The sequence below is a fragment of the Tropicimonas isoalkanivorans genome (assembly GCF_900112335.1).
In the GTDB taxonomy this organism is placed as follows: domain Bacteria; phylum Pseudomonadota; class Alphaproteobacteria; order Rhodobacterales; family Rhodobacteraceae; genus Tropicimonas; species Tropicimonas isoalkanivorans.
This window is the reverse complement of sequence record NZ_FOLG01000005.1, coordinates 1-24,208: the sequence shown is the minus strand read 5'-3', so window position 1 is coordinate 24,208 and position 24,208 is coordinate 1. Positions and strand designations below refer to the sequence as shown.

Here is a 24,208-nt window from a genome sequence, read left to right as displayed (position 1 = left end):
CCTCACGGATTGTCGTAGGTTTCCTGATCATTGATCAGGGTTGCGGTGGCCATGCGGCCGGTGATTGTGTCGAGCGCGGCCTGCCATTCGAAGGTGGCCTGCACCCCGCCGGGCCCTTCGAGCGGCAGGCGGGCCTTTGGCAGGTAGACCGCGTGCGCCTTGAGCTCGAAGCGCCGATCCGCGTCGATCTCGTAGGCGAAACTCAGCTCGCAGGGATCGCCGGCGATGGCCTGATCGAGCAGCACCGTGTCCGCGAAGCGCACGTTGATGGAGCCGGTGAGGGCGGCCACGGAGGGATCGGCCCCGTCGATCATGCCGTCCGAGCGAATGGTCTCGATCCGGTCGAGATTGTTCGAATAGGTGATCTCGCCCGAGACGATGCTGCCGAGCTGTGACCCGTCGCGGGACACCGAGCCGTTGAAGGCGCCGAAGCGCTGCAACTCGAGCCCGGTCAGCGTGCCGGCCGAGGATGCCGCGCCGGTAATTTCTCCTCGAGCGATCACATTGACCGTCGCGGTCACGAGTCCGGAGCGCTGCATGGTCCAGCTGATCGAATTGGCAACGCAGCCGACGTTCATCGCATAGTGGGGCACATCCGCCATGCCGATCTCGATTGCCATCGAGGGTAGCGTCCAACTGCCGGACTGGAACTCGTGCGTGAAGGGTGCGACCGACCCGGTGGTGGTGGGTGCCCCGAACAGCGCCTTCAGCCAGATGCCGAGGAAGCGTAGATCGATCGGCACCGAGACATCGCCATCGGCGGTGATCGCATCCCTGACCGGTGGCAGCGGATCGCGGCCATAGCCGAGAAGCTCGGAATTGAGCAGCGGCTGTTCGCTGCCGAGGCTGGAACTGGCGAAGGGCATCCGCCAGTAGCTGTCCGCGGCCGGCGGCGTGCCGTAGACGGATTCAAAGGCGAGCGCCATTTGCGCCCGCGCGCCCTGTGCGCGTGCCATGTATCAAAGTCCTTTCGGTTTGTCAGTTCAGCGGATCGTTGGCGCCGTAGCTGAGACGGATGCCGACCGTTGCAGCCTTCAGCCCCTCGGCCCCCTCTACCGGCAGGTCGAGCGGTGCCGGCACCTCGCCCAGCACGTAGTCGCAAAGACCGCCCAGGGTGCGATCGGCGGCGATGGTGGCGCCCAGCGCCAGCTTCAGTGCATCGAAGGCCGCGTCTCGTTCTGCATCGGCGCCGGCCTCGACAATCAGATCCACCTCTGCCCGATGCTCGAACACATAGAGCGGCGGCGAGAACAGGAACTCGGGCTCGCCGGGATCGCCATCGCGCAGGATCATCATGCCGGCCGCCGGCACCCGCGCCGGAAGCCCGGCATTGCGCGCCAGCGTAACGCCTGCAGGCACGGAGGCCGCGAGCGCCGCATGCAGCGCCTGAAGCACCATCTCGGATCTGCTCGCCATCACCCGCGCTCCTTCCAGCGCGCGACGATCATTCCCGCCAGCCGGTTGCCCCATTTCTCGGCATCGCGGCCAAGATCGGTCCGCTTCGGCAGTTTGACCTGCGGCACCAGCAGAAAGGCGATGACCGTCTGCTCGCCGGTGAGAATGCCGTCCCTGCGCCGCCGGCCGCCCTTCTTCGCTAAGCGGCCCTTCCGGTTGATCCGTGCCTGATCCACGACCAGCAGGCTGGGCTTGCCCCGCCGATAGACGAAGCGCAGCGGCAGGCCGGTCTTGCGCTCGAAGCCCAGCGGCGTGATGCGCTTGTTGCCAGGACCCCGAAGCTTCGCGGTGGCGGCAGTCGGGATGGCCAGCCAGAAACCGTCACGGGAACGAATGAGCGTCCCGCGGTCATGGGCATCGATCACTTCCGGTGTGTGCCGGCCCTTCACATGGACGAGCGCGGCCGCGCTGATGCTCTCGCCTCGAGCGGGATAATTGTTCGCCCGGATGGCGCGCGGGAGCCGGTCTCCGAGACCCCCGCCGCGCAACTGCGCCCGCCAGTCCATCTTCAGACCGGACCCAGCCGCGCGGATGCCCCCGGTGACGGCACGCTCGGCCGTGAGGATTTCCTGCTCCATGCGCTCGCGAAGATCGCCCTCGATGCGGATGTCGAATCTCATGCCGCCCGCGCCTCCGCCTGCCAGATGAGCCGTTCTTGATCCCGCACCGGCTCGCCCGCGATCTCGAAGACCTCGCCCGCGACCTCGAGCGTGTCGCCTGGCGCCAGGTCTGGTACCTCCGAGAGCCGGAGATCGAACAGCACCGTGTCGACCACGAACCGCCCGCCATTGAAGGATGCGGTGTCATCGGCCGCGCGGCGCATGACCCGGATGGCAATGCCGCCGCCCGTGCCTCCCGGTCGCCACAGCGCATCCTGCGCCATATGCGGATCGGCGAAGAGCGCATCGATGACCGCGGCGAAGATGCTCATCAGGCGGCAGCGCCGTTGAGGCGCACGGCGCCAAGTGTTTCGGTCGCCCCGGATCCCACCGCCGCCGCGGCAACGCCGATCAGGGTGTTGTCGGTATCGACCGTGGTCGCCTCCGAGCCGTCCCAGTAGATCTTCGCGCCAACCGCCCAGGCCTGGGATGCGGTTTTCGGCAGCTCGTAGGTGCCCGAAAGGTTCAGGGTGCCCTCGGCGCCATTCGCGACAGCATCCGCGCAAACACCGAAGATGGCGCCCTGCAGATAGCCCGCGCCGGAAGCCAGATCGGAGCCCGAGCCGTTGGTGAAGGTCAGCGTGTGACCATGGGAGAGGAAGTTTTTCATGAGGGAGACCCCTTTTCAGAAGAGAGAAACCGGCGCCCGCCCAACAGGGAGGAAAAGGCGGGCGCCGGCCGATCACGGCCGGAGCCGGATCATTCCGGTGCTGCGCCGGCGTTCTTGTAGAGGCCGCGCCAGTCGATCGCCTTCGCCGCGAAATCGTGCCGGGCCTTGATCTCGATCCCGTCGACCTCGAAGCCCATGCGGGTCTCGGTGAAGACGCCCTCCTGACCGTCGAGATAGGCATATTCGACCGTGTCGATCCGCGACGGATCGGCGGCAAGGAACCACGGATCCTCGCCCGCATCGGGAATGAGACGCGCCTCCTCGATGACCTGCAGCCGGCCGGCGAAGGTGTTGACGTCCGAGGTGCTGACCGGGGTGGTGGCCGTGATCTGCTTGCGCGCCTCGAGCGACCTGCGTCCCGGCGGCACGATGATCTGCGAGGGCAGGATCGAGATCTTGCGCCCCTCGATACCGGTCTGTTCGGCAAAGGCGCGCCAGGCCGCCGAGAGTGCTGCCTCGTCGATGACCGAGGCGGTGCCGAGATTGCCATGATCGGCGTGGAACAGCGCCTTGCCATCACCCATGGCCGGGTTCTGCATCAGGATCGCGTAGACGATATCCGACTCGAGATCCGCGGCAGATGCCCCGAAGGCGGCAGGAATGCGGGTGAAGGCGTCGAGATCGTCGTTGATCAGCGTCTGGCGGGTGATGCCGATGATCCGGCCATAGGTCGCCAGCGCATAGACCTCCTTCGCCTCGCCCATGGTCCCGTACTGGAACTCGCCCGACTCCAGCACCTTCTCCAGATCAGGCGCGCCGCCGAGCTGGGTGCGCTGGACCGGCTTGAAATCGGTGATGGTCGCACGCCGCGCCCAGGCGCCGAAGGTGCGCGGGGTGGAAGAATAGGCGCCCCGCAGGGTCTTGTTCGCCACATTGGCGAGGATCGCCGTGAAATCCCCCGTGGCATGCAGCCCGGCCGCGCGCTGCTGGAACACCGCGCCCGCGAGCTCCATCCGTGACATGCCGCGCGTCGAGACGCCCGAGCGCTCGAGCGCGTGGCGCGACATCTCCAGCAGTGTCATGCCCCGGAACTCGCGCGCCGAGGCGGTCAGCTCGTTCCGGCCCGGATCGGGACGATGCAGCAGCGCCTCCGAGACCGCATCGCGATAGGCAGCATCGCGACTGCCATCGCCGTGCGGCTGCGCGGGCGCCGGCTCATGCACGCGGCCCTCGAGCGGATCGGCATCGGCAATGGCGTCGAGAATGGCGGTGCGCGCCTCGTCGAGCGAGACACCGCGCGAGATCAGCCCGTCCGCGACAGCGCCCTCGAGGCCATGCCGGCGGCAGAGCGCGGTGATGGTGGCAACGCGTGTGCGCTCCTCGGCACGGATCGCATCCGCGTCGATGACCAGTTCCTGCGTTTGCCCACGCGTTTCCTCGGCGGTGGCCACCGGGGCGGTACCGGTGGCCTGGGTCTGTTCCCCGGTTTGCGCGGCGCGGGTTTCATCACCGGCCGCCGCCTGGTTCCGTTCACTCATGCTCTGTCCTTTCCGATGTTCCTGCGTCTGAGCCAGCACGCAGGGTGTGAGAGATCCCGCTTGCGCCTCCGCGGCGCGGGTCTGTGCTCCATGGTCCGCGGGGATCGCCACGGCCGAGACCTCGAAGGGTTCCCAGTCGACCGCGCGCCAGTGCTCGCGCTCGCCGTCGCGTTTGGTGATCTCGTAGCGATGGACCCGGTAGCCGACGGAGACGTTGCGAACGGTCCGTTCGAGGATGCGCTGCACGATCCCGGCCGCATCCGGCGCATCCGTCAGCTGGATGGTGGCATAGCCATGCCCGCCCTCGATCCGCACCGAGCCCGGCACCACCGAGCCCAGCACATTCTCCAGCCGCCAGGCATTGTGGCTGTTGAGGAAGGGTGCACCCGCATTCATCCGCTCGAGCCGCACCGCTTCCGGGGAAACGAGCAGTTCCTCGTCGAACTCGATCCGATCGTCCCAGCCCTCCCAGCGGACACGCTGCACCGTCGCCCCGGTGGTCCAGACGATCTCGACCGTCCGCGCCTCCCGGTCGATCGAGTCCGGGCGCAGCTCCGCCGCCCGCCCGATCAGGGGCAGGTCCCGTGTTTGCCGTTCCATGCTGTCAGTCCTTCTGGTTGCCGCCGGCGGGCGGGTCCGGCTCCTCGTCGCCCGGCGCATTGGCCTGCGCGAGACCGGCCCGCGTCACCCGGCGCGGATCGCTGTCGAGCACCAGGTCCAGCTCATCGGCCAGCGCCAGAACGCTCGCCTGTTCCTGCAGGATCGAACGCGGATCGTAGCCGCGCTTGGCGATCTGCTGCGACAGCGAGGTGAAGCCCGCGCGGGTCTCCAGCAGATCTGTCTGCGCGTCCTGCCAGGGATTCACGCTCTCGAAACGCGGCGGCGCCCATTCGACCGGGATATCCGGGGAGGCAATGAGGCCCGCCGACCAGGCAGCCTCGCAGAACCACTCCCAGACACGCTCACAGAACATCGGAATGACCGTGTGCCATTGCTGCTGCTCGATCATCCGCCGGAACTCGTTGATGCCGACCCGGCTGCTGGAGAAATTGGTCTGGCTCAGATCGCCGGTCATCAGCGCATAGGGCACCCGGAAGCCCGCCGCGATGATGTGCATCTGCACCATGTTCCACTCGCGGATCCCGGCGCTGGAGGCGGGCTGGTTGAACTTGATGTCCTTGCCGCCCCGCGCATAGGCGATGAGGCCCGGCTCGAACTGCTCGATGCGATTGCCGTCCGAATCCTCGACGCTCGGCGCGATGCTCTGCTGCCCTTCGTCCTCCGCCCCGAAGACGATGCCGACCATGCAGGCCTCGGTCTTCTTCCGGACCAGCTCCGCATTCTGCCAGTCGCCCAGGTCGCGCAGGCTCAGCATGGCGGGCGCCCCCCAGGGAACCCCTCGCGACTGCACCCGCTGCCGCTCGAAGAGATGGGCCACCATGGAAGCCGGCACGCGCACCGACTCGATGTTGCGCTGAAAGACCGGCGAGCGATTGCCTGGATGGTCGGGGAACATCCAGAATGCCGCGCGCCGGCCGTTGCGGTCATACTCGATCCCCTGGGAGATCCGTCCGCCGCCCGGCCGATCCTCGAACCGCGCCGCGTCGAGATGATCGGCCTCGCGCAGCTCGATCTCGAGCGGTACCTCGCCGCCGCGCCGCCGCCGGGCCCGTTTCACCGCGAAGACCTCGCCGCCCTCGATCATCTCGCGCACCGCGAGCCCCAGAACCCCCTGAAAATCCGTGTGGCCATGCGCATCGCAGCGTTTCGCCCATCCGGACCAGAGGGCATCGATCCGCCTGTCGGTCTCCTCATCGCCGGTCATGGCGCGCGGCTCGATGCCGGGCCCCACGATATTGTTGACCAGAACCTGCACCGCCTGCGCAGCCAGCGGATTGTTCCGAACCAGCTCCCGCATCCGGTCCCGCAGCACCGGCCCGGCCGTGGCGATCTCCGCATCCGCCGCCGTGCCGGAGGCCCGCCAGCCATCCGTGCCGCGCCCGCGCGCCGCCGCCTCGTAGCCGCGGCGAAGATTGGCGATGGCCACCCGCGCCGCATAGCGCCGCGCCGCGATCCTCGGTGCGACAGAGGCAAGCCCGGCATCGAGCCAGCCCCAGCGCACCTCCGGAGCAGATCCTGTCTGGCGTTTCATCGGCCGCTCCGCCGGAAGGACGCGAAGCCCGCGACAGGCGGCGCCTTGCCCGAGGCAGCCCGCACCTCCGCCTCGATGGTGCGGATCCGCGCCAGCAACCCGGCCTGGCTGTCATACTCGACGGTCTTGCCGTCATAGCTAACCCGCGTGGTGCCCGACGCGTAGGCCTTTTTCAGAGCGTCGAGCTCCGCTTCTGTCCATGCCATCTCAGAACCACTTTCCCCTCTGCCGCGGCCCCATCCAGTCGGATGACCGCTTCCTCGTCTGTTGCCTCAGTCTGTTCGGGCGCCCCGCGGGCGGCGCCTCGTCGAGCCCGGTATTCAGCTGCGCCTCCATGTCCTGCCAGCGCGCCTCGTCCCATCGATCGACGCCCATGAGCCAGGCCGCCGCACGGGCATAGACCCGGCAGTCGAGCGCCTCGTTGCGTTCCCGCATCTGCTGCCATTCGAGCTTCTGCCCGCCGGTGCGGGTCTTCAGCGTCATCAGCTGCTCGGCGGTCAGCTGCTTGTGCCATTCGGCCGTGGTGCCCTGCGGGATATGGACAAAGCCCGCCGGCCAGTCCGCGCCCTCCGCGATCTCCTCGTCGGTGGGCGCATTGAGCCGCAGCCAGCGATAGGTCTCCGATTTGAAGACCGCACCTGCGACCTTCCAGAGTTGCACCCCGCGCCGGATCTTGCGCCCCGCTTCCGTGGTCTCGACATAGGTTGGCCCGTCGACGGGCATCGACCGGTTGAAGCCGCCGACACCCTTGATCGCGATCACCTGACCGCGCCCCATTGCCCGGCACCAGGCATAGACCGCATCGGTGGTCGCGCCATCGCCGGTGTCGATCGCCAGCCGCGCCAGCGCCATGCGTTCGCCCGAGGCCAGCGGCCAGGTCTCCGACAGAAGCCCCGTCAGATCGTCCCACAGCTCCTGCCGGGCCGGATCGCCGTCGAGGACGATGTGATCCACCAGCCAGGACTGCATCCCGCGGCCCCAGCCCCAGATATCGATCTCGATCCGGTTCCGCTGCACATCCGCGCCGGCCGTGAGCACCAGAGCCCCCTCCGGCACCATGCCGAGACGCCAGCCCTCGCGGCGTTCGTAGAGCCGCTGCCAGTCCGGCGCCTCGCCGCGCTCCTGCCAGGTCTCGCCCAGGATGGTGTTCCTGACCGTCTTCAGCGCCGCGTCATTGCCCTGCGCCTCCTCCCAGGACCGGGCGATGTCCTCCCAGGAAAGCCAGCCGAGCGGGGAATAAAGCCCCGAGATATGAAAGCCCACGACCCGTGCCTCGCGCGCCCGCTCGATCTGCTCGCGCTCGGCCGTGGGACGCCACTCGGCGCCGTTCTCCTCGTCCATCATCCAGGTCTTGTGCCGCTCCTGGATGGGAGCCTCGCAATGCTCGCAGACATAGACCGCCGTTCCCGGCCGGCCGGCCTCCCAGCGGAGCCGCTCGAACTGCAGCCATTGCGGCTCGAGGCAATGCGGGCATGGCACGAAATACCGCCGCCGGTCGCTCGCCTCGTATTCCCGCTCGATGCGGGACATTCCCGCGATGGTGGGCGTCGACGCCATGAATACCTTGCTCCGATGCCCGAAGGAGTTGGTCCGGGCCTCCGCCAGCGCCACCGGATCGCCCTCGCCATCGAGATCGCCCGGATAGGCATCGACCTCGTCGAGAAACACCCAGCGCGCCGGCATCGAGCGCAGACCGACGGCGCTGTTCGCCCCGGCGAGAATGAGCTGCCCGCCGGGAAAGCGCTTCGCCAGCACCGTGTTGCCCGAATCCCGCGCGTGGTTCGGCGAGACCAGCTCGCGCAGCGTGGGCGAATCCTCGATCAGCGGATCGATCCGCTGCTGCGAGAGCCGCTTTGCCAGATCGACGGTAGGCTGCACCGCGAGGAAGGGACCGGGTGCGGCATGCATGCAGAACCCGATCCAGTTGTTGCCCGCCTCGGTCGCGCCCACCTGGGCCGACTTGGCGAAGATGACCTTCTGCGCCGGATCGCGCGGCGAGAGCGCATCCATGATGGCGCGCATGAAAGGCGTCCGCGCCGTCCGGTAGCGCCCGGCCTCGGAGGCCGCGCGCGAAGACAGGATCCGGTGCCGGTCGGCCCATTGGGAGACCGTGAGCGGCGGATCGGGCGCGAGACCTCCCAGCCAGGCACGGCGGATATCCTCGGCACCGTCGAATGCCTCACCGGAGCTCAATCCGTATCTCCGCAAGCTCGGCCAGATGCTCGCGAATATGACGATCCAGCACCTGCTCCATCAGATGCGCCTCAACATCCAGCTCCGCCGCCATGTTGGCGGAGACACGCGGCGGCCAGTTGATCCAGGCATCCCGCTCGCGCCGCGCCAGATCGAACACCATGGTCGTGGCACGCACCCGGTCGACCAGCTCGCCTTTCATCTTCTGCAGCCGGACCTTTGCTGTCTGCGCCTTCAGAACCTCGTTCGCCATCCGTGCCCGGATGTAGGACACCTGACCGCCATCGCCCTCCGGTGCAGCTTCGCCCGCATCCCGCAGCGTATCCTGAACCGCGTCGATCGCCGCCTGCGGCACGGGCTTCTTCGCTGCAGGCTCCGGCTCTCCGGTTGGAGCGACCTCGGCGCGCTGCTTTGCCGGGTCCGTCTGCATGGCCCATTGCGCATCGGCGCGATCGGGATCGATGCTGCCGTCCGGACCCACCTCGATCCGGCCAGAGGCAATGGCATTGCGCACCGCCTTCTCCGAACCGCCCGGAAGCCCGCGCTCCTTGCGATGCGCGGCATATGCGCGGCGCGACAGTCCCACCTCAGTCCCCGATGAAGCGCATCAGTTCATCCACCGAGAAGGAGGCATCCTCGATCCGCGGCGCCTGAGCGTCCTTCCCGCCGGCCGCGGGATTCCTGCGCCGCGGCCTCGCGTTTTCCTCGGCCGGGTTCTCGAGATAGCGGTCATAGACCGCCCTGATGATCGCCCGGTTGTCCTGGCTGCGCCCGGATTCGTCCCAGAGCGCATCGAACCAGCCGGAATACAACCCGACCACCTCGCCATCAGGCGCCTCGCAATCGATATCGAACTGCTCGGTCCGCAGGTTCTTGTTCAGGTTCATCGAGGACCGCATCACCGCCGCGCCGCGTTCGCCGGTCACGATGATGATCTTCGCATGCACCGACAGGCAACGGAACGCATCCACCCCCAGCATCTCGATGAGCGGCCCGGCATATTTGGGCGATTTCTCGAAAGTGCCCCGGTCCAGCAACATCCGGATATCGGTGATCCGGCCCTGCACCCGGATGGCCCGCGTCCGTTCCACATCATAGACACCCGTGGTCCAGGTCGAGACGCGGACAGCGGCCGGGCCCAGCTCGTCCACCATATGCTCCATGGCATCGACGGCCGAGAACTGGCCAGCCGTCAGCCCGGTCACCCGCACGCCGGGGGAGAGTGGCCCGATCACTTGCGCGGCGGTGCCGGTGCGATGCACAACCCGGCGGATCCGGCCGGTGGCATAGCGCAGGGCGCGCGGGCGAGACTGTTTCATCCCGCAACCCCCATCTTCAGGAATTCGCGACCCTCCCCGATTTCCTCCCAGCGATCATCGGTCAGCACCGCCTCGACAAGGATCCGGGACGCCCGGCCGAGTGGCCCGCCGTCGACCGCGATCCCAAGCTCGTCGAGTTTCCGTCCGAGGCAGATCATCCACTCCACACCGAGCGCGATCCGGTCGACTTCTGCCACCTCGGCGCGCACGCTCTCGGTCGGTTCCCGAAGTCCGAGCCGCCGGGCGATGGCGACATCCCAGCGCTGCTGGACCGCCGGCAATTGCTCGGCGCCGATGGCGCGCTGCAGTGGCGAGACCAGATCGCCCGTCGCGAACTCGTGGTCATCGTGATGGCCGGCCCATTCCACCGCCGGCTCGGACATCCCCATGTCATCGGCCAGCAGGGCACAGAAGGTCTGGTGCTCCGCCACGGTCAGCGCGGCCGGATTGCCCGAGAAGCGGCGCATCTCCGCAAGGCGGAGGATCAGAAAGCGCGGATCCACATCCGCCGGCCGGGGATGGGCTATATCCGGCACCAGGATCGATCCGAGCAGGCAAGACACCATCATGCCGCCCTCGCGCGCGAGAATGCGATGTCCTCGAAGTTGCGGCCGTCACCCTCGAGAATGGCCTCGCCGCCGGTGAACTGCTGCCAGCGGTTGACGATTACGTCGCAGAACTTCTCGTCGAGTTCCATCAGCCGCGCCCGCCGTCCCAATTCCTGACAGGCGATGAGCGTGGAGCCGGATCCGCCGAAGGGATCGAGCACCCGGTGCCCGCGCGACGTGCTGTTGCCGAGCATGTCGGAAATCAGCCGGACCGGCTTCATGGTCGGATGCTCGCCATTCCGCGCCGGCTTGTCGAAGCGCAGGACCGAACCGTCATGGGTCTCCATCGTCAGGTTCTCGCCCGCGATGGTGACCACCTGATCGCCGATATCGACATGCACGGTGCCATCGGCCATGAGGCGCAGCGGCTCGCGGCCATCCTCGAACACCGTGGTCTTCGCGCGGCCCCCGAACCATTTATGCGCCGCGCCCGGCTTCCACCCGTATAGGATCGGCTCGTGCCGCCACTGGTAGTCCGAGCGCCCCAGCACCAGAGAGGGCTTCACCCAGACCAGGCAACCGGAGAGCTTGAACCCGGCATCCCGGAACGCGCCTCGGAAGTTGAACCCTTCGGTGTCCGCATGCGCGACATAGATCGGCCCGCCCTTCTTCATCACCGCGAAGGCGCAGCAGAAGGCATCCGTCAGGAACCGCCGGAACTCCGTGTCGCCCATGTTGTCGTTCCGGATCGACCCGGCCGTGCCCTCGTAGTTCACGTTGTAGGGCGGATCGGTCCAGCAGGCGTCGACCGGCCCGTCCGGGCAGAGCGCCTCGAGATCTCCGCGTTTCGTGCTGTCGCCGCACATCAGACGATGATCGCCGAGCAGCCAGATGTTGCCCCGCACCGAGACCGGTGTCCGGGGCGGTTCCGGCAGGAAGTCGGGATCGCCAGGCAAAACCGATGCACCGTCCTCGTCCTCGATCGGCGCACCGGCCAGAAGCTCCTCCAGTTCGGCATCCGAGAAGCCCATGAGATCGAGATCGAAGGACTCCTTCTGCAGCGCGGCCAGTTCGCGGCGCAGCAGATCCTCGTCCCAGCCCGCGTTTTCCGCGATCTTGTTGTCGGCGATGATCAGCGCCCGGCGCTGCGCGTCCGACAGATGGTCCAGCACGATGACCGGGACCTCGGACAGTTCCATCCGCTGCGCGGCCAGAAGACGTCCGTGACCGGCGATGATCTCGCCATTTCCGGCCGCGAGAATTGGGTTCGTGAACCCGAACTCGGCGATGGAGGCACAGATCTGGGCGATCTGCCACTCGGGATGCGTGCGGGCATTGCGTGCATAGGGAACGAGCCGCTCCGTCGCCATCATCTCGATCTGCAAGCCGGTGTTCCTTCCCGCCAGTTGTTCATGACCATCCCCCAGACGCACCGGAGCGCGGCAATCACGAGGACAGCCGCGCTCCGAAGACCTTCTCGACACGTATTGATGCAGGACCGGGCGCCGAGTTCCCGGTCTCGCTCGACATCTCAGCCGCTGAACAGGGCGCAATGCCGAATGGTGCGGACCCGCGGACCCAAAGTGCGGACCCTGGGTGCGGACCCAAATAAAATCCCTGTCGCTAGAGAACTTCCGGGCAAACGCCCACCGCATAGCGAGCCCGGCCGCGAAGGACCCGAGCACGGGGAGGGGATCGGGCGCCGGGGGCGTCGCATCGGCCTCCCTCCCGATCATGCCATTAATATCCCCCCAAAACCGGTGGTTTGTCGCGCCGTTTGTGACGCGCGTTGCGCCGCCCGGGCGACGGATCGGACCCGTTTGGAGCCGTCGAAAGCACGGGCTAATCCGGGGGCTCGGACGTGAATGACGGCTGGCGCGACCAAGACCGGCTATGACACACGAGGCTAGAGGACAATCGCCAACCATACAGCCACACATCATCGACGGAGTTGTCGAACATAATGCGGTGCTACCTATTTCACGCCCACAGCTTCTATGCGATGGCCGACTGGTCGCTGACCAACCTTCAACTGAAGCTCATCAAGATCGGCGCCCGCGTGGTGCGCCATGCCCGTACCATCACGTTCCAACTGGCCGAGGTCGCCGTCACCGGCCCGATGGTGCGCGCCATCCTTGCCGCGATCCGCCGAGTGCGAGCGCCATCGACATGCGCGTGGTCGACAACCCCGCCGAAACTGAACGAACATGGCTCGATAGGTCCGCCCAGAGCGCTGAAAAACGCCTCAAAAGGCCAAGAATGACCCCGCCGCATGGCATGCGGCCACCCAAGACCGCACGGCGGCGATAGGCCAAGCGCCATTTGGAGCGAAAATAGCTTGATCTGGGTGGCCTCGGCACGCAACATTTACGTTAAACGGCAGGCCACTTGGGGAATGTCGGTTTGAACGTTCGATAATTTCGTGTTTTCGGGTAGGATGGGGAAATTGATCATCGCCCGGACCAGCCGTGGGAACTGAACCTCATGCATTTGCAAGGCATGTATTTCTTCGTCGCGCTCATCCTCCTCTTTCCCTGCCTGGCGCAATCCCAGGGAGCTTGGAGTGGGGAGAATTCCGTCCTTCTGTGTGCACCAGACGTTATTTGTCATGGCGAACTTACCAACCCGACAACCGGCTGCATCTTCAAGGATCCTTCCGCCTGCAATACCGAAACTCGGACCGATGAAACGGACACGAGCGATGCATCGAGCAGTGACAATTCCGGGTCGGAAACTCCAGACGAGAACCAGTTTCGTCCGGTGGTCGCGCTTATCAACAGCACCGAAATCGTCGAATGCAGCGGAACACTGGTCGGATCCAATACTGTCCTGACGGCCGCACATTGCCTCTGTAACGATAAACACGAAGTCGCTGAAATTATCGCCGGCACAAGCGTTCCGAATTCCGACGAACATGACAGTCGCTACGACCTCTGGCGGTTTCGCGTTGAGGACCGCCTGGCCTATGATGATTTCTGCGACAAACCGGAAGAAGAACGGAGACTCTCTCCGGATGTGGGATTGCTATTCTTCGCCAATGACAAGGAGTTGCACCCACGCTTTATTCAGTCAACCAATGATCCTTCATTCCGCGGACTTGATAACCTCGTGATCGTCGGGTTCGGCGCCAGCGAGTCCAACAGCGCAGGAGGAAGGAAACGGTTCGCTCCGGCGGGCCAGGGGTTCCCCTGCACGTCGGAAGCCCAGGATAATGGCCTGCCCGGCATTCCCTCTGATGAAATGGACTGTGCACTCGGTGTGGATTTTGTTGTACCAGCCGATCCCGGCGATGACAGTCCTCGCGTCGACACATGCTATGCTGACAGCGGCGGGCCGATCCTGTCGTATGATTACCGTTTGGTCGGTGTGACCCGGCGGGCCGTAAACGTATCGGGCGAAGATCCTTGTAGCGAAGGTGGAATCTACACGGTCGTCCAAATTAACATGCCGTGGCAGGAATTCCAGGAAGATGTCCAGGAATATGTCTTTGCGTGGATCAAACAAAACATCCGTTAGATAGAAGGGGAATAGCATGCGGCGTTTGCCAGCTTTCATCTTGTCGGCCGGACTTGGGCTCCTAGCGCAAGAGGCGCTTGCATGTGATTTCCAGACAATTCTCTCCGGCCTTTGCCCGACCGAGGATGTGTCCGGTGAGATCGCATTTGCTTTCGACGCCGATCGCGGCGCCATCGATCCCGATCATACATGGAACAAGTTCGAGGAATTCCCGAAGGGCACCCCAATTGTGCTTAACGTCTGTTTCTTCCAGAGTCCCTCCGAAACCGTCTTTGACAAGGAAAGGGCCCTGTTCAAGCCGGCCGATTTCTCGCAGGCACCGAAGAAGTTCAAGGCCACTGCGGAGGATGTAGAAAAATACGCCGCCGTCTGGGAAACCGCCACATACAAGCGCAGCGATGGTGGGATAATCGGAAACCGGCTCGATCTGAACTTTCGAAACGAAGCCGGTGCCTTCCATGAGTGCCAGGACGGAGGACAGTATCACGTCCTGATAGCGTTCAACCAGGCCTACGCAAACTACACCTCGATTGGCTGGAAGGACTACGCGGATGCCTACAGCACCGGCAGGCCTCGTGCGACGATGGTACTTTCAGTGGGCGGCAGGTCAGATAAGGTCGACATGGCCGCAGTCCGGCACGAGTTTGGCCATGCGCTCGGCTTCTACCACGAGATGGTCCATGAACAATGGGCCCATTGCCCGGACCTGTTTCTCCCGGAGCTATTCATCAAAGAGAGCGACTACACCTTCGGATCTGACCTGACGCCGGAAGAGCAGGTTGAGGTAGCCAGGAGAGTCATTAGCGGCCTCGGAAAGAGATCGGGACGCGTGAAACCGACAAAGAACATGGATCTCTCGTCTATCATGACCTATCCAATTAAGGCGGAATTCTTCCGTCCCGGCCCCGGTGTCGAGCGCTGCAGCGTTGAGACCAGGATCAAGGACCTCTCCCGTGACGACAAACGCACGTTCGTCAGTTTCTACCAATAATGCACCATCGCATGCGGCAATTCGGGCAATGTCGCAACTGCTTTACGGTGCCGCGGGAGCGCGGTGACGCAGGAAGGACGACCGACATCGAGAGGGGATGTCCTCGAGGCCATCAAGGCATTCAGGGAACCTGCCCTTGAACTTGCCGAAGCCTTTGAGCCCGGGTTCGGCCCGATCGTGATCGGGTTTCGACAAGACGCCACGGAGCTGCCAGACCTCCCAGGCCGGGGTCGCATTCCGCTCTCGGGCCATGGGAAATTCGACATCATGGCGCGCTACGCCGGTGTCGGGAAAGGCCCGATGGTATCTCTGGCCACACGGAAGTAGGAAACGGGCTGCCACTGACAGAGGGTCGTTAACGCGCAAATGACGATCAATCCGCGTCGGGGGCTTTGACTGATTGGTCGCTTCCTACGATATTGAGCGAGGGTAAAACGACCAGGTCGCTGCCAGAGCGTTACAGTTTTTTCCTACGTCCTGACCGGCCACGCTGGTCTTTGCCCAGCGCGCGGGAGAGCTGGATGAGCGCGGCCGACCAGCGCCGCCAGGCCTGAGACCGACCGAGACCGACCGTGTGACAGACAGTACGCCAGCGGTGCCCGTCCGCCCGCATCCAGACAATCCGCCGATCGACGGCTGCCCGGCCCGGCTCGGGATGGTCGATGAGGCGCAACCAGTCGAGCGCCTCTTCCATACGCTGGATCTCCGCCGCATTGGGCACAACGCGCATCCGTGCCTCATGGTAGCCGTAAGCATGCCGGGCCTCTTGGATGTAGGCCGGCCAGCTCGATCCGTAGCCCGATGGTCCGCTGCCCGGCGGGTTCGGCATCCGCTTCAGCGTCAGCGCGGCCTCTTCGAAGCGCTCCTCGATCTCCGTCGGTGTCAGGTTCTTGCTCGCCATGTTCGTTCCTTTCAGCCGGCTTTGCGTTCGGGCACATGCGCCGCCTCGACGCCCAGCGCGTCGCGCGCCATCCGTAGATAGACCTGGCGCACGCGCATGATCGGCTCCGCCCGCTCGATGATGTGACCCGGTGTCGGCGCAAAGGTGTTGGGTTCCCGGCGCCATTGCTGGCATGCCGCCAGGATGACGTCCGCCGGGCAAGTCCGTAAATCCGTGATCCAGTCCTCGAGCACCGCAGCCGCCGCCTCCTCCGAGAGCGGACGGGACGGGTAGTGGTTGAGCAGCGCAGTCACCGCTTGTCGCACCTCACTCGTCGTCGCGGCTGACAACGAGGCGGACAGGGCGCGTTCGATCGCCATCATGTCGGCTCGCTCTGCTACCGGGATCGGATCGCGCACGCGCTCGTTCAGCGTCTTTCGCATCCACTCTCGCAACAGCCTCATCCCCGGCGCGTTCCCAGATCGAGGCAGCGGGTTTGCCACCGTGGGCGGATCGTTTGCGTCGAACTGGTTCTCTTTCATTTTCATTGCAATCTCCCTGCTCTGATTTGCCGGCTCCTAAAGGGGGGTAAGGGGGGTAGGTTCCAAGAGTCGTATAAGAAGACGGTTCAAGGGGTGACTGACAGTCACCAGGGTGGTGACCACCAGTCACCCTGGTTGTGTCTGGCAGGCACCCTGCAACAGGGTGACAGGCGGTCACCCCGATAGTGGCCGCGTCCAGCAGCCCCGCGAGATATTGTTCCTCCAGAACCGGGTGTTCGTCCGAGGTTCTGGGCCGACGACGGTCCTCGAAGCCCACGAGCAGGAAGGCGCTCGACTGCTGCGAACCGTTCGCGCGGCGTCGGCGCAACTGCCGGATCAGCCCACGCTGCTCGAGCGACTGGAGGCGCCGGATGACGCTGCGCTTGGAGCACCTGCAGCGCGCCGCCAGCGTCGTCTGCTTGACCCAGAGCACGCCGTATTCATCCGCATGGTTCGCCAGCGTGACCAGGATGAAAGCCTCGATCGGATCGTCCAGATCCTCGATCGCATAGGCCCAGGTGATCGCCTGCACACTCATCGCCGTGCCCCTGCAATGCGGGTCCGGAACCCGTGCTCTGCGAGCGCGCCCAGCGCTTCATCAACGGATCGGACCATCGCCCAGGCAAGGCCCTGCGCCCGCACCAAGTCTCGGAATGCTGCCTGCCGTTCCGACAGCCGACCGGTTTTCGATTTGACCTCGAGGAACAGCACCTGTCCCTCCGAGATCACGAGCAAATCGGAAAAGCCCGGATGGACGCCCATGCCGACATTGATGGCCTGCGCGCGCTGGGCGTTCGGCCCGCCCCGGATCTCGTTGGCACTGTGGTGGACGATGGCGCCGCGCGGCAGGACCGCGCGCAGCGTTCGGACAATGAGGCGCTGGATATCCGCCTCCGGATTTCCGCGACGTCCGCTGATTGCGGAGGGAGCGTCCATCCCCAGTTACCCCGTCGCTTCGACAAAGCGCCAGGTGGGGATCTGCGCCCGCATGACCGCTGAGCCGCGCAACACGGTGGAGATCCTGTTGTGGATGATCCGTTCGCCGGGCTCTACGCCGCGCCCCGCGATCAGGATGCTGCAGGGGATCACGTCGTCGTCGGACATTGCCTCGAGAAAATCGGCGAAATCCGGCAGATCGGTCTCCACCAGTTCATATTCACGATCCGGGCGTGTCCGATACTCCGGCCTGATCCATGCCTGCACGACAACTCCGTTCATTCGGAAAACTCCTGCTGGGCCACGTCTGGCGCGGCATTTGGTGGGGCGTTTCGGCCGGTGAAAAGTCGCGATGGGTTGGACGTCACCATGCTGCGCGCGCCTCCGATCTCTCGATGATGTCGGGCAGCGCGATGCTCGTCCGCAGCGCCATATGCGCCAGCATCACGACCATGAGTGCCACCGCTGCGGTTCCGAAGACCGCTCTCATTCGGTTTTCCTTGTTGGATGGGCGCGTTTGGCGGCCGCAACTTCCGGTGAACTCGTCCTTGGGCTGGATCATCTGCGGCCCTTCGCCTTCTTGTTCTCCTGCTCGCGCAACCACGCCCTCACGGACTCGACGCGGTAGAGAACCTTGCGCCCGGCCCGCACGCTGGGTGGGCCGATCCGGCGCGTGTCCCAGCGGCACAGCGTGTCGATCGAGACGGCGAGTTCCTCCGCCAGCTCCGCTCTCGTGATCCAGCCGCCTAGGAGCCCTCCGTCTCTGGGACCGGGATCGGCCCCAGTTTCATTTTCCTGCATTGCCTTAACCTCCAAATCAGTTCTGGGGCTAAGAAAGGCAGGTCGGTACGGGTGGCAGGGAGGCAAGCCGATCGAAAACCTGTGCCACCTCGAAAATCCAAAGGGATGGATTGCGTTGGGGAGGAGAAAAGCGGTGGAATCGGCAACCGGCAAAGGCGCCGTCGAGACGTGCCACCCCGGGCTCATGCGGCGAAGTGTGTCGATGATGTCGATAGATCTTGCTCAGGGGTTTTCGGTCAGTTAGCCCGCCAGTAGACGGTGGCAACACAGGGTAAGTTGTTAATAATAATGAAGACTTGCGTTGGGGCGCGCAGGTTGGGCATGGACTCTCAATGGCATTACCACCTCGGCCCTATTGGCCTCTCCACGACCTAGCGAACCGCTGGGATTGCCTCCGCTCTGACATCGTCCAGTGGGCGGTCACAGATCAAATCCAGATCAGCTCAATAGTTGGCTCTACCGCTTGCGACGGGGAGATACTGTGCGGGCTAGTCGATGTCTGCGCGGTTTCTCTTACACCGATGTTTCTGACGAACCGGGAGTATTCGACACCCTGTCGTGTTCGCAAAATCGCCGCGTCCGGCACGACCGACTGGAAACACGTCTTGGCGCCGCCCGAGGGAATCTTGATAGATGCGCAGTACTTGTTCGTAACCTCGTCCGAGGTTGCTCGTTTCGAGGAAGAATACGACGTGCTCCGTCGCTCGAACGGTTCAAGTAGCACCGGTACAAAGGGGTATGATTGGGAGGGCATGCTGTCCCATCTAGCTCTGCAGATCCATCGGCGAGCTGTGCCGAAGACGCAGGGCGATCTGGTCGCCGAGATGCAGCAGTGGTTCATCGACCGATCGCCGAATGCAGAAGCCCCCGATGAGCGTTCCATTCGCAGGCGGATCACACCGCTGTGGCAGGCCATGCACGAGCGAGCGTGACGATGTTCCTTCGCAGATCTCGCGCAACGGCAGTTATTGCATGTTGGGCCAATTTGGCCAACATTGCCGTTCGAATAGGGAAGGTCACGCCATGAAAGTCCTGAGCGCAAAAGACGCAAAGTATGGCTTCGGCCGGCTAATCGACTTGGCCCGCGCTGAGCCAGTCATGGTCGCCAAACACGGGAGGCCGGTTGTGGTGGTGATGGCGGTGGAAGAGTATGAGCGGTTGAAGAACTTCGAGATGGGCATGGTCGATAGCCGCCCAAGCGGGAGCGGGCAGAAGGAATGATGGACCAAGCATCTGCAAAGGACGTTGTCTCCCGCATCACCGACATGGAAGACAGCCTCGGCTCGCGATTACATCTCGTGACGGGTGGCTGTACCGGCGTAGCACAACCCGAAACATGTGAGGCCACGCGATGGGGATGAACAAACCTGAACGCGATCTTGAAGAGGCCCTTCTCGCGAAGCTGCAAGACCTCAAATACGAGTATTGCACTGACATCCGTGATCGAGCTGCGCTTGAAGCAAACTTCAGGGAGAAATTCGAAGCACTCAATCGGGTCAAACTCACCGACGGCGAGTTCCAACGGCTTCTCGACGAGATCGTTACCCCGGATGTCTACGAAGCCGCCCGGTCCCTAAGAAACCGGGAAGCTTTTATCCGAGACGACGGCACCCCACTCAATTACACCCTCGTCAACATCAAGGACTGGTGCAAAAACACCTTTGAGGTGGTCAATCAGCTCCGGATAAATACTGATTATAGCCATCATCGCTACGATGTGATGCTCCTGATTAATGGCGTACCTGTTGTGCAGATCGAGCTAAAGACGCTTGGGATCAGCCCTCGGCGGGCAATGGAGCAAATCGTCGAGTACAAGAACGACCCAGGTAACGGATACACCAAAACGCTCCTCTGCTTCGTCCAGCTTTTCATCGTAAGCAACCGCTCGGACACCTGGTACTTCGCCAACAACAATGTGCGCCATTTCGCCTTCGATGCCGACGAGCGGTTCCTTCCGATCTACCAATTTGCTGATGACGACAACGCAAAAGTAACGCATCTAGACGATTTCGCTGATCGGTTCCTCGCCAAGTGCACGCTCGGTCACATGATCAGCAAGTACATGGTTTTGATCGCGAGCGAGCAGAAGCTTATGATGATGCGACCCTACCAAATCTATGCCGTAAAAGCGATCGTCGATTGCATCGATCAGAACTGCGGCAATGGGTATATCTGGCACACGACCGGTTCCGGAAAGACGCTGACATCCTTCAAAGCGTCGACGCTCCTGAAGACCAACGATAGCATCCATAAATGCCTCTTCGTCGTTGATCGAAAAGACCTCGACCGCCAGACCCGTGAGGAGTTTAATCGGTTCCAAGAGAACTGCGTCGAGGAAAACACAAACACCGCAGCGCTCGTCCGCCGACTTCTGTCCGACGACTACGCGGACAAGGTCATCGTCACAACGATTCAAAAGCTTGGACTCGCGCTCGACGAGAACAGCAAGCACAACAAACAGAAAATTGCCCAGGGTCGAACAACGTTCAAGCAACGGCTCAAGCAGCTTAGCGGCAAACGAATGGTATTCATTTTCGACGAATGCCACCGGTCGCAATTCGGTGAGAACCACAAGGCTATCAAAGAGTTCTTTCCGGACTCCCAGCTCTTCGGATTTACTGGCACCCCGATCTTCGAGGACAACGCGACTGTTAAGCAAATCGAGGGAGACATTGCCACCCTTCGTACGACAAACGACCTTTTCCAGAAAGAGCTCCACGCCTACACGATCACTCACGCGATCGAGGATCGAAATGTTCTGCGCTTCCACGTCGATTACTACAAGCCCAATGACGCTGCAGCCCTCAAGCCAGGCCAGACTCTCGCCAAAAAGGCGGTGGTCCAGGCAATTCTCGACAAGCATGACTCCGCGTCGGGAGACCGGCGCTTCAACGCTCTTCTAGCGACTGCCTCGATCAATGATGCCATCGAGTACTACAATGTATTTGCAAAGCTTCAGGCCGAGCGACTGGCCGACGACTCCCAATTCGTCCCGTTAAAGATTGCCGCCGTCTTCTCGCCGCCAGCGGAGGGCAACAAGGACGTTCAGCAGATCCAGGAAGATCTTCCTCAAGAAAGGGAAGACAATCGGCACGACCCCGCGGGCAAAAAGCGTGCGCTGAAAGCCATAATCGCCGACTATAACAAGCGGTACGATACGAACCACGACATCAACCAGTTCGATCTCTACTACCAAGACGTCCAGCAGCGCATCAAAGATCAGCAGTTCCCCAATCGCGACCTGCCCCACAAAGGCGATGAAAAGATCGACATCACCATTGTCGTAGACATGCTGCTCACCGGCTTCGATGCAAAGTTCCTCAACACGCTCTATGTCGACAAGAATCTCAAGCACCACGGCTTGATCCAGGCCTTCTCCCGTACAAATCGCGTTCTCAACGCAACAAAGCCCTACGGGCACATCCTGGATTTCCGCCAGCAGCAAGACAACGTTGACGCCGCGATCACCCTCTTTTCCGGGGCACAGCCAGACCGGGCTCGCGAGATTTGGCTTGTCGACAAGGCTCCCGTTGTCATCGACCAGTTCAAACAGGCTATTGGCGACCTCGACAGGTTCATGCAGTCGCACGGCTTGGAGGCCAGGCCCGACCAGGTCAACAACCTCATGGGTGACGAAGCTCGGGCCCAATTCATTAACCGCTTCAAAGAAGTCCAACGCCTGCAAACGCAGCTTGATCAGTACACCGATCTCACCGACGAGCAGCGGGAGCAGATTGAGCAGGCCCTACCCAAAGATGATCTCCGTGCTTTCCGCGGCGTTTATCTGGAAACCGCCCAGCGCCTGAAAGAGCTGCAGGGCAGGCCCGTTGGCGATGGCGAGGCTGCCAACCCCCATGTTGACCAGCTCGACTTTGAGTTCGTCCTCTTTGCCTCAGCCATGATCGACTACGATTACATCATGAAGCTAATCGCCAAGTACTCGGCGCAGGATCCGAAGAAACTCAAGATCAGCCGCGAGCAGCTCATTGGTCTAATCCATTCGGACGCCAAATTCCTCAATGAGAGAGAGGAAATCACCGAATACGTCCGGTCGCTGACTGAAGGCGAAGGCCTTGACGAAGCCGCAATCCGCGACGGCTACGAGCGTTTCAAAGCGGCAAAGCAAAGCGACGAGATTAAAGACCTGGCTCAAACCCACGGCCTGACAACCGAGGCCCTCGCTGACTTCGTCCACACGATCCTGCAACGCATGATCTTTGACGGCGAACAACTTACCGATCTGATGGCGCCGCTCGATCTGGGCTGGCGTGAACGCCGCGAGCGTGAATTGGCGTTGATGGCCGACCTTGTGCCCGTTCTGAATAAGCGGGCTCACGGTCGGGACATCTCAGGGCTCGACGCTTATGAGCACGGTGGCGCGTGATGACAGCAAATAAGCCCGTGCGCGCCTTGCCGAAGCTCCGCTTCCCGGAGTTCGCTAGTGAACCACCTTGGGAATGCCCGGCCCTTGGCAAGCTTGCGAAGCGCGTTACAACGAGGAACTCTGACGGAGCCGAGTTGCGGGCTCTAACCAATTCCGCCGAGCATGGCGTTGTCGACCAAAAGGATTTCTTCGACAAAGTGATCGCAGTCAAAACGGATAATTACTTCGTCGTAGAGAAAGGTGACTACGTCTATAATCCGCGTGTTTCTGCCACAGCGCCAGTAGGGCCCATTTCCAAAAATCATATTGGAAGGGGCGTCATATCGCCCCTTTATACGGTGTTTCGCTTTAGGAGTGAAAATAACGACTATTTCGCTCACTACTTCCAGGCGTCCAACTGGCACGAGTATCTACGGCGCGTTTCTAATAGCGGTGCACGGCATGACCGCATGGCCATCTCCAACGATGACTTTATGAAGATGCCAGTCCCTACGCCCAAGGCAAGTGAGCAACAGAGGATCGTCGATTGTCTTGATTCTCTTGATGAACTGCTTTCGGCAGAGCGCTCAAAACTCGAAACACTGCAGCGCTACAAACAAGCACTAATGACTGTTCTTTTCCCCGCTCCTGGTGAGTCTCTACCTACACTTCGGCACCCGGAATTTCGGGATGCTGGAGATTGGAGGCCGAGTAGACTGGGAAAGTTGGTCCGGTTTCGTTCTGGAGGGACACCCTCAAAATCGAATCCCTCACTCTGGAACGGATCGATTCCATGGGTTTCCGCCAAGGACATGAAGCGCATGTATTTGGCGGATACCGAAGATCACATCACTCAAGAGGCTGTAGAAGGCGGCGCTAAGTTAGTCCCCGCCGGCACGGTACTGATGCTGACGCGTGGGATGACCCTGCGCAGCGATGTACCTATATGCATATTGCGCCGCGAAATGAGTTTCAATCAAGATGTCAAAGCTCTCCTTCCAAACGCTGAAGTACACAGACTTTTCTTGGCCTACCTGTTGCAAGCGAATAAGCAGCGTTTGCTAATCATGGTTGATATCGCTGGCCACGGAACCGGCAGGTTGAACACTGACGAGTTAGAAGACCTTGAGTTGGTCTTTCCTAAACCGGACGAACAGAAGCGAATTGCTTCGTGCCTCTCGGTGCTCGATGAAATACAGGCAACGCAACTACGAAAAGTTAATGAATTAGAAGCTCATAAGCTCGGCCTTTCGCAGAACCTCTTTCCATCTATCCAAGGTGAGAAGTCGTGAGCAATGCACCGAAGGTCTATCATTACAAGAGTTTGAAGACGCTCGCGGCCAGGTTGCGCAGCGACGTGGCGAACATCCACTGTAAGCGGTGTCTGAGCGGCACGTTGTCTGCGTCGGCGCGGACTGCGAGGTGATACCCATCTCAAGATGGGAGTGCGTTTCGCAATGGATGCTCAGACTGCGTTTCTCAGATCGCTGGGAGTTGAGATCTTCGAGAGCGGGCACCGCCGGTGGCCGGAGAAGGTGAAGGCACAGGCTGTCGCGGAGACACTTGAGCCGGGCGCGACGGTCAACGCCGTGGCGGCGCGTTACGGGATGAAGCCGAACCAGTTGTCGGCGTGGCGATGCCTGGCCAAAGAGGGCAAGCTGGTCCTGCCCGCCGCCGAGATGTCGGATGAGCCGACGGCCTTCGC

At 62.7% G+C, this 24,208-nt stretch carries 26 protein-coding genes and 2 pseudogenes; 8 read left to right on the top strand and 20 right to left on the bottom strand.

Features of this window, described 5'->3' with window-relative positions:
- Positions 1-2: 2 nt before the first annotated feature.
- The 13 genes from BM075_RS10285 to BM075_RS10225 form a co-directional block, all read right to left on the bottom strand.
- Complete coding sequence (locus BM075_RS10285; RefSeq protein ID WP_093360601.1) at positions 3-956, bottom strand: phage tail tube protein; 954 nt, start codon at positions 954-956, stop codon at positions 3-5.
- Positions 957-978: 22 nt separating this feature from the next.
- Complete coding sequence (locus tag BM075_RS10280) at positions 979-1,416, bottom strand: acyl-CoA transferase (protein ID WP_093360600.1); 438 nt, start codon at positions 1,414-1,416, stop codon at positions 979-981.
- Entirely contained in the window at positions 1,416-2,075 is a 660-nt protein-coding gene (locus tag BM075_RS10275; RefSeq protein WP_093360599.1) for a DUF6441 family protein, read from the bottom strand. The genes BM075_RS10280 and BM075_RS10275 overlap by 1 nt, the downstream gene beginning before the upstream one ends.
- Entirely contained in the window at positions 2,072-2,386 is a 315-nt protein-coding gene (locus tag BM075_RS10270) for a head-tail joining protein (RefSeq protein ID WP_093360598.1), read from the bottom strand. The genes BM075_RS10275 and BM075_RS10270 overlap by 4 nt, the downstream gene beginning before the upstream one ends.
- Entirely contained in the window at positions 2,386-2,724 is a 339-nt protein-coding gene (locus tag BM075_RS10265; RefSeq protein WP_093360597.1) for a DUF2190 family protein, read from the bottom strand. Before BM075_RS10265 ends, BM075_RS10270 begins: the two co-directional genes overlap by 1 nt.
- An 89-nt stretch (positions 2,725-2,813) precedes the next feature.
- A complete protein-coding gene (locus BM075_RS10260; protein WP_093360596.1) occupies positions 2,814-4,862 on the bottom strand; it encodes a prohead protease/major capsid protein fusion protein in 2,049 nt (682 codons plus the stop codon).
- A gap of 4 nt (positions 4,863-4,866) precedes the next feature.
- Positions 4,867-6,414 (bottom strand): phage portal protein, encoded by a 1,548-nt coding sequence (locus tag BM075_RS10255; protein WP_093360595.1) that lies wholly within the window; start codon positions 6,412-6,414, stop codon positions 4,867-4,869.
- Positions 6,411-6,620: a phage head-tail joining protein gene (locus BM075_RS10250; protein ID WP_093360594.1), complete on the bottom strand. Its 210-nt coding sequence runs from the start codon at positions 6,618-6,620 to the stop codon at positions 6,411-6,413. Before BM075_RS10250 ends, BM075_RS10255 begins: the two co-directional genes overlap by 4 nt.
- A 1-nt stretch (position 6,621) precedes the next feature.
- Positions 6,622-8,607 (bottom strand): phage terminase large subunit family protein, encoded by a 1,986-nt coding sequence (locus tag BM075_RS10245; RefSeq protein ID WP_281244934.1) that lies wholly within the window; start codon positions 8,605-8,607, stop codon positions 6,622-6,624.
- Complete coding sequence (locus BM075_RS10240; protein ID WP_093360593.1) at positions 8,594-9,193, bottom strand: elements of external origin; 600 nt, start codon at positions 9,191-9,193, stop codon at positions 8,594-8,596. The genes BM075_RS10245 and BM075_RS10240 overlap by 14 nt, the downstream gene beginning before the upstream one ends.
- A gap of 1 nt (position 9,194) precedes the next feature.
- A complete protein-coding gene (locus BM075_RS10235; RefSeq protein ID WP_093360592.1) occupies positions 9,195-9,926 on the bottom strand; it encodes a phospholipase D-like domain-containing protein in 732 nt (243 codons plus the stop codon).
- Positions 9,923-10,495, bottom strand: a complete 573-nt coding sequence (locus BM075_RS10230) for a hypothetical protein (protein WP_093360591.1) — start codon at positions 10,493-10,495, stop codon at positions 9,923-9,925. Before BM075_RS10230 ends, BM075_RS10235 begins: the two co-directional genes overlap by 4 nt.
- On the bottom strand, positions 10,492-11,859 hold the full coding sequence (locus BM075_RS10225) for a site-specific DNA-methyltransferase (protein ID WP_218152848.1): 1,368 nt from the start codon (positions 11,857-11,859) through the stop codon (positions 10,492-10,494). The genes BM075_RS10230 and BM075_RS10225 overlap by 4 nt, the downstream gene beginning before the upstream one ends.
- Positions 11,860-12,422: 563 nt before the next feature.
- Here BM075_RS10225 and BM075_RS10220 point away from each other — a divergent pair.
- From BM075_RS10220 to BM075_RS10210, 3 genes and pseudogenes are all read left to right on the top strand, one after another.
- Positions 12,423-12,650, top strand: a pseudogene (locus tag BM075_RS10220) (transposase); the annotation flags it as partial.
- A gap of 308 nt (positions 12,651-12,958) precedes the next feature.
- The gene (locus tag BM075_RS10215; RefSeq protein WP_093360590.1) at positions 12,959-13,990 is read left to right on the top strand and encodes a trypsin-like serine protease; all 1,032 of its coding nucleotides are present in this window, start codon (positions 12,959-12,961) and stop codon (positions 13,988-13,990) included.
- 16 nt (positions 13,991-14,006) lie between these two features.
- A complete protein-coding gene (locus BM075_RS10210; RefSeq protein WP_093360589.1) occupies positions 14,007-14,981 on the top strand; it encodes a zinc metalloprotease in 975 nt (324 codons plus the stop codon).
- Positions 14,982-15,438: 457 nt separating this feature from the next.
- Here the strand turns inward: BM075_RS10210 and BM075_RS10200 are convergent, their stop codons facing one another.
- The 7 genes and pseudogenes from BM075_RS10200 to BM075_RS10170 form a co-directional block, all read right to left on the bottom strand.
- On the bottom strand, positions 15,439-15,882 hold the full coding sequence (locus BM075_RS10200; RefSeq protein ID WP_093360587.1) for a DUF6362 family protein: 444 nt from the start codon (positions 15,880-15,882) through the stop codon (positions 15,439-15,441).
- Positions 15,883-15,893: 11 nt separating this feature from the next.
- Positions 15,894-16,409 (bottom strand): hypothetical protein, encoded by a 516-nt coding sequence (locus BM075_RS10195; protein WP_245758810.1) that lies wholly within the window; start codon positions 16,407-16,409, stop codon positions 15,894-15,896.
- Between the two features lie 340 nt (positions 16,410-16,749).
- Positions 16,750-16,941 (bottom strand): annotated as a pseudogene (locus BM075_RS25170) (helix-turn-helix domain-containing protein); the annotation flags it as partial.
- Positions 16,938-17,339 (bottom strand): VRR-NUC domain-containing protein, encoded by a 402-nt coding sequence (locus BM075_RS10185; RefSeq protein WP_093360584.1) that lies wholly within the window; start codon positions 17,337-17,339, stop codon positions 16,938-16,940. The pseudogene BM075_RS25170 and the gene BM075_RS10185, both read right to left, overlap by 4 nt.
- 6 nt (positions 17,340-17,345) lie before the next feature.
- Positions 17,346-17,621, bottom strand: a complete 276-nt coding sequence (locus tag BM075_RS10180) for a hypothetical protein (RefSeq protein ID WP_093360583.1) — start codon at positions 17,619-17,621, stop codon at positions 17,346-17,348.
- An 82-nt stretch (positions 17,622-17,703) separates the two neighbouring features.
- On the bottom strand, positions 17,704-17,829 hold the full coding sequence (locus BM075_RS24995; protein WP_281244932.1) for a hypothetical protein: 126 nt from the start codon (positions 17,827-17,829) through the stop codon (positions 17,704-17,706).
- 68 nt (positions 17,830-17,897) lie between these two features.
- Positions 17,898-18,140, bottom strand: coding sequence for a MerR family transcriptional regulator (locus BM075_RS10170; protein ID WP_093360581.1), 243 nt, complete (start codon positions 18,138-18,140; stop codon positions 17,898-17,900).
- A 521-nt stretch (positions 18,141-18,661) separates the two neighbouring features.
- Here BM075_RS10170 and BM075_RS10165 point away from each other — a divergent pair.
- The 5 genes from BM075_RS10165 to BM075_RS25100 form a co-directional block, all read left to right on the top strand.
- Positions 18,662-19,072, top strand: a complete 411-nt coding sequence (locus BM075_RS10165; RefSeq protein ID WP_143089856.1) for a hypothetical protein — start codon at positions 18,662-18,664, stop codon at positions 19,070-19,072.
- 91 nt (positions 19,073-19,163) lie between these two features.
- Positions 19,164-19,361: a type II toxin-antitoxin system Phd/YefM family antitoxin gene (locus BM075_RS10160; protein ID WP_093360579.1), complete on the top strand. Its 198-nt coding sequence runs from the start codon at positions 19,164-19,166 to the stop codon at positions 19,359-19,361.
- Between the two features lie 136 nt (positions 19,362-19,497).
- Positions 19,498-22,524 carry a type I restriction endonuclease subunit R gene (locus BM075_RS10155; RefSeq protein WP_093360804.1) on the top strand — a complete coding sequence of 1,009 codons (3,027 nt, stop codon included), beginning with the start codon at positions 19,498-19,500 and terminating at the stop codon, positions 22,522-22,524.
- Positions 22,524-23,795 carry a restriction endonuclease subunit S gene (locus tag BM075_RS10150; protein ID WP_093360578.1) on the top strand — a complete coding sequence of 424 codons (1,272 nt, stop codon included), beginning with the start codon at positions 22,524-22,526 and terminating at the stop codon, positions 23,793-23,795. The genes BM075_RS10155 and BM075_RS10150 overlap by 1 nt, the downstream gene beginning before the upstream one ends.
- Positions 23,796-23,960: 165 nt before the next feature.
- Positions 23,961-24,208, top strand: a 248-nt coding sequence (locus BM075_RS25100; RefSeq protein WP_342741244.1) for a transposase, incomplete at its 3' end; no start/stop codon positions are given.

What these genes read in the sequence shown, in the direction of transcription:
- BM075_RS10270 (WP_093360598.1), bottom strand. Translation starts at nt 2,386, where the DNA reads ATGAGCATCTTCGCCGCGGTCATCGATGCGCTCTTCGCCGATCCGCAT.
- BM075_RS10215 (WP_093360590.1), top strand. Translation starts at nt 12,959, where the DNA reads ATGCATTTGCAAGGCATGTATTTCTTCGTCGCGCTCATCCTCCTCTTT.
- BM075_RS10250 (WP_093360594.1), bottom strand. Translation starts at nt 6,620, where the DNA reads ATGGCATGGACAGAAGCGGAGCTCGACGCTCTGAAAAAGGCCTACGCG.
- BM075_RS10230 (WP_093360591.1), bottom strand. Translation starts at nt 10,495, where the DNA reads ATGATGGTGTCTTGCCTGCTCGGATCGATCCTGGTGCCGGATATAGCC.
- BM075_RS10200 (WP_093360587.1), bottom strand. Translation starts at nt 15,882, where the DNA reads ATGGCGAGCAAGAACCTGACACCGACGGAGATCGAGGAGCGCTTCGAA.
- BM075_RS10160 (WP_093360579.1), top strand. Translation starts at nt 19,164, where the DNA reads ATGAAAGTCCTGAGCGCAAAAGACGCAAAGTATGGCTTCGGCCGGCTA.
- BM075_RS10195 (WP_245758810.1), bottom strand. Translation starts at nt 16,409, where the DNA reads ATGAAAATGAAAGAGAACCAGTTCGACGCAAACGATCCGCCCACGGTG.
- BM075_RS10150 (WP_093360578.1), top strand. Translation starts at nt 22,524, where the DNA reads ATGACAGCAAATAAGCCCGTGCGCGCCTTGCCGAAGCTCCGCTTCCCG.
- BM075_RS10155 (WP_093360804.1), top strand. Translation starts at nt 19,498, where the DNA reads ATGAACAAACCTGAACGCGATCTTGAAGAGGCCCTTCTCGCGAAGCTG.
- BM075_RS10165 (WP_143089856.1), top strand. Translation starts at nt 18,662, where the DNA reads ATGTTTCTGACGAACCGGGAGTATTCGACACCCTGTCGTGTTCGCAAA.
- BM075_RS10185 (WP_093360584.1), bottom strand. Translation starts at nt 17,339, where the DNA reads ATGGACGCTCCCTCCGCAATCAGCGGACGTCGCGGAAATCCGGAGGCG.
- BM075_RS24995 (WP_281244932.1), bottom strand. Translation starts at nt 17,829, where the DNA reads ATGAGAGCGGTCTTCGGAACCGCAGCGGTGGCACTCATGGTCGTGATG.
- BM075_RS10170 (WP_093360581.1), bottom strand. Translation starts at nt 18,140, where the DNA reads ATGCAGGAAAATGAAACTGGGGCCGATCCCGGTCCCAGAGACGGAGGG.
- BM075_RS10180 (WP_093360583.1), bottom strand. Translation starts at nt 17,621, where the DNA reads ATGAACGGAGTTGTCGTGCAGGCATGGATCAGGCCGGAGTATCGGACA.
- BM075_RS10280 (WP_093360600.1), bottom strand. Translation starts at nt 1,416, where the DNA reads ATGGCGAGCAGATCCGAGATGGTGCTTCAGGCGCTGCATGCGGCGCTC.
- BM075_RS10275 (WP_093360599.1), bottom strand. Translation starts at nt 2,075, where the DNA reads ATGAGATTCGACATCCGCATCGAGGGCGATCTTCGCGAGCGCATGGAG.
- BM075_RS10235 (WP_093360592.1), bottom strand. Translation starts at nt 9,926, where the DNA reads ATGAAACAGTCTCGCCCGCGCGCCCTGCGCTATGCCACCGGCCGGATC.
- BM075_RS10210 (WP_093360589.1), top strand. Translation starts at nt 14,007, where the DNA reads ATGCGGCGTTTGCCAGCTTTCATCTTGTCGGCCGGACTTGGGCTCCTA.
- BM075_RS10285 (WP_093360601.1), bottom strand. Translation starts at nt 956, where the DNA reads ATGGCACGCGCACAGGGCGCGCGGGCGCAAATGGCGCTCGCCTTTGAA.
- BM075_RS10260 (WP_093360596.1), bottom strand. Translation starts at nt 4,862, where the DNA reads ATGGAACGGCAAACACGGGACCTGCCCCTGATCGGGCGGGCGGCGGAG.
- BM075_RS10265 (WP_093360597.1), bottom strand. Translation starts at nt 2,724, where the DNA reads ATGAAAAACTTCCTCTCCCATGGTCACACGCTGACCTTCACCAACGGC.
- BM075_RS10255 (WP_093360595.1), bottom strand. Translation starts at nt 6,414, where the DNA reads ATGAAACGCCAGACAGGATCTGCTCCGGAGGTGCGCTGGGGCTGGCTC.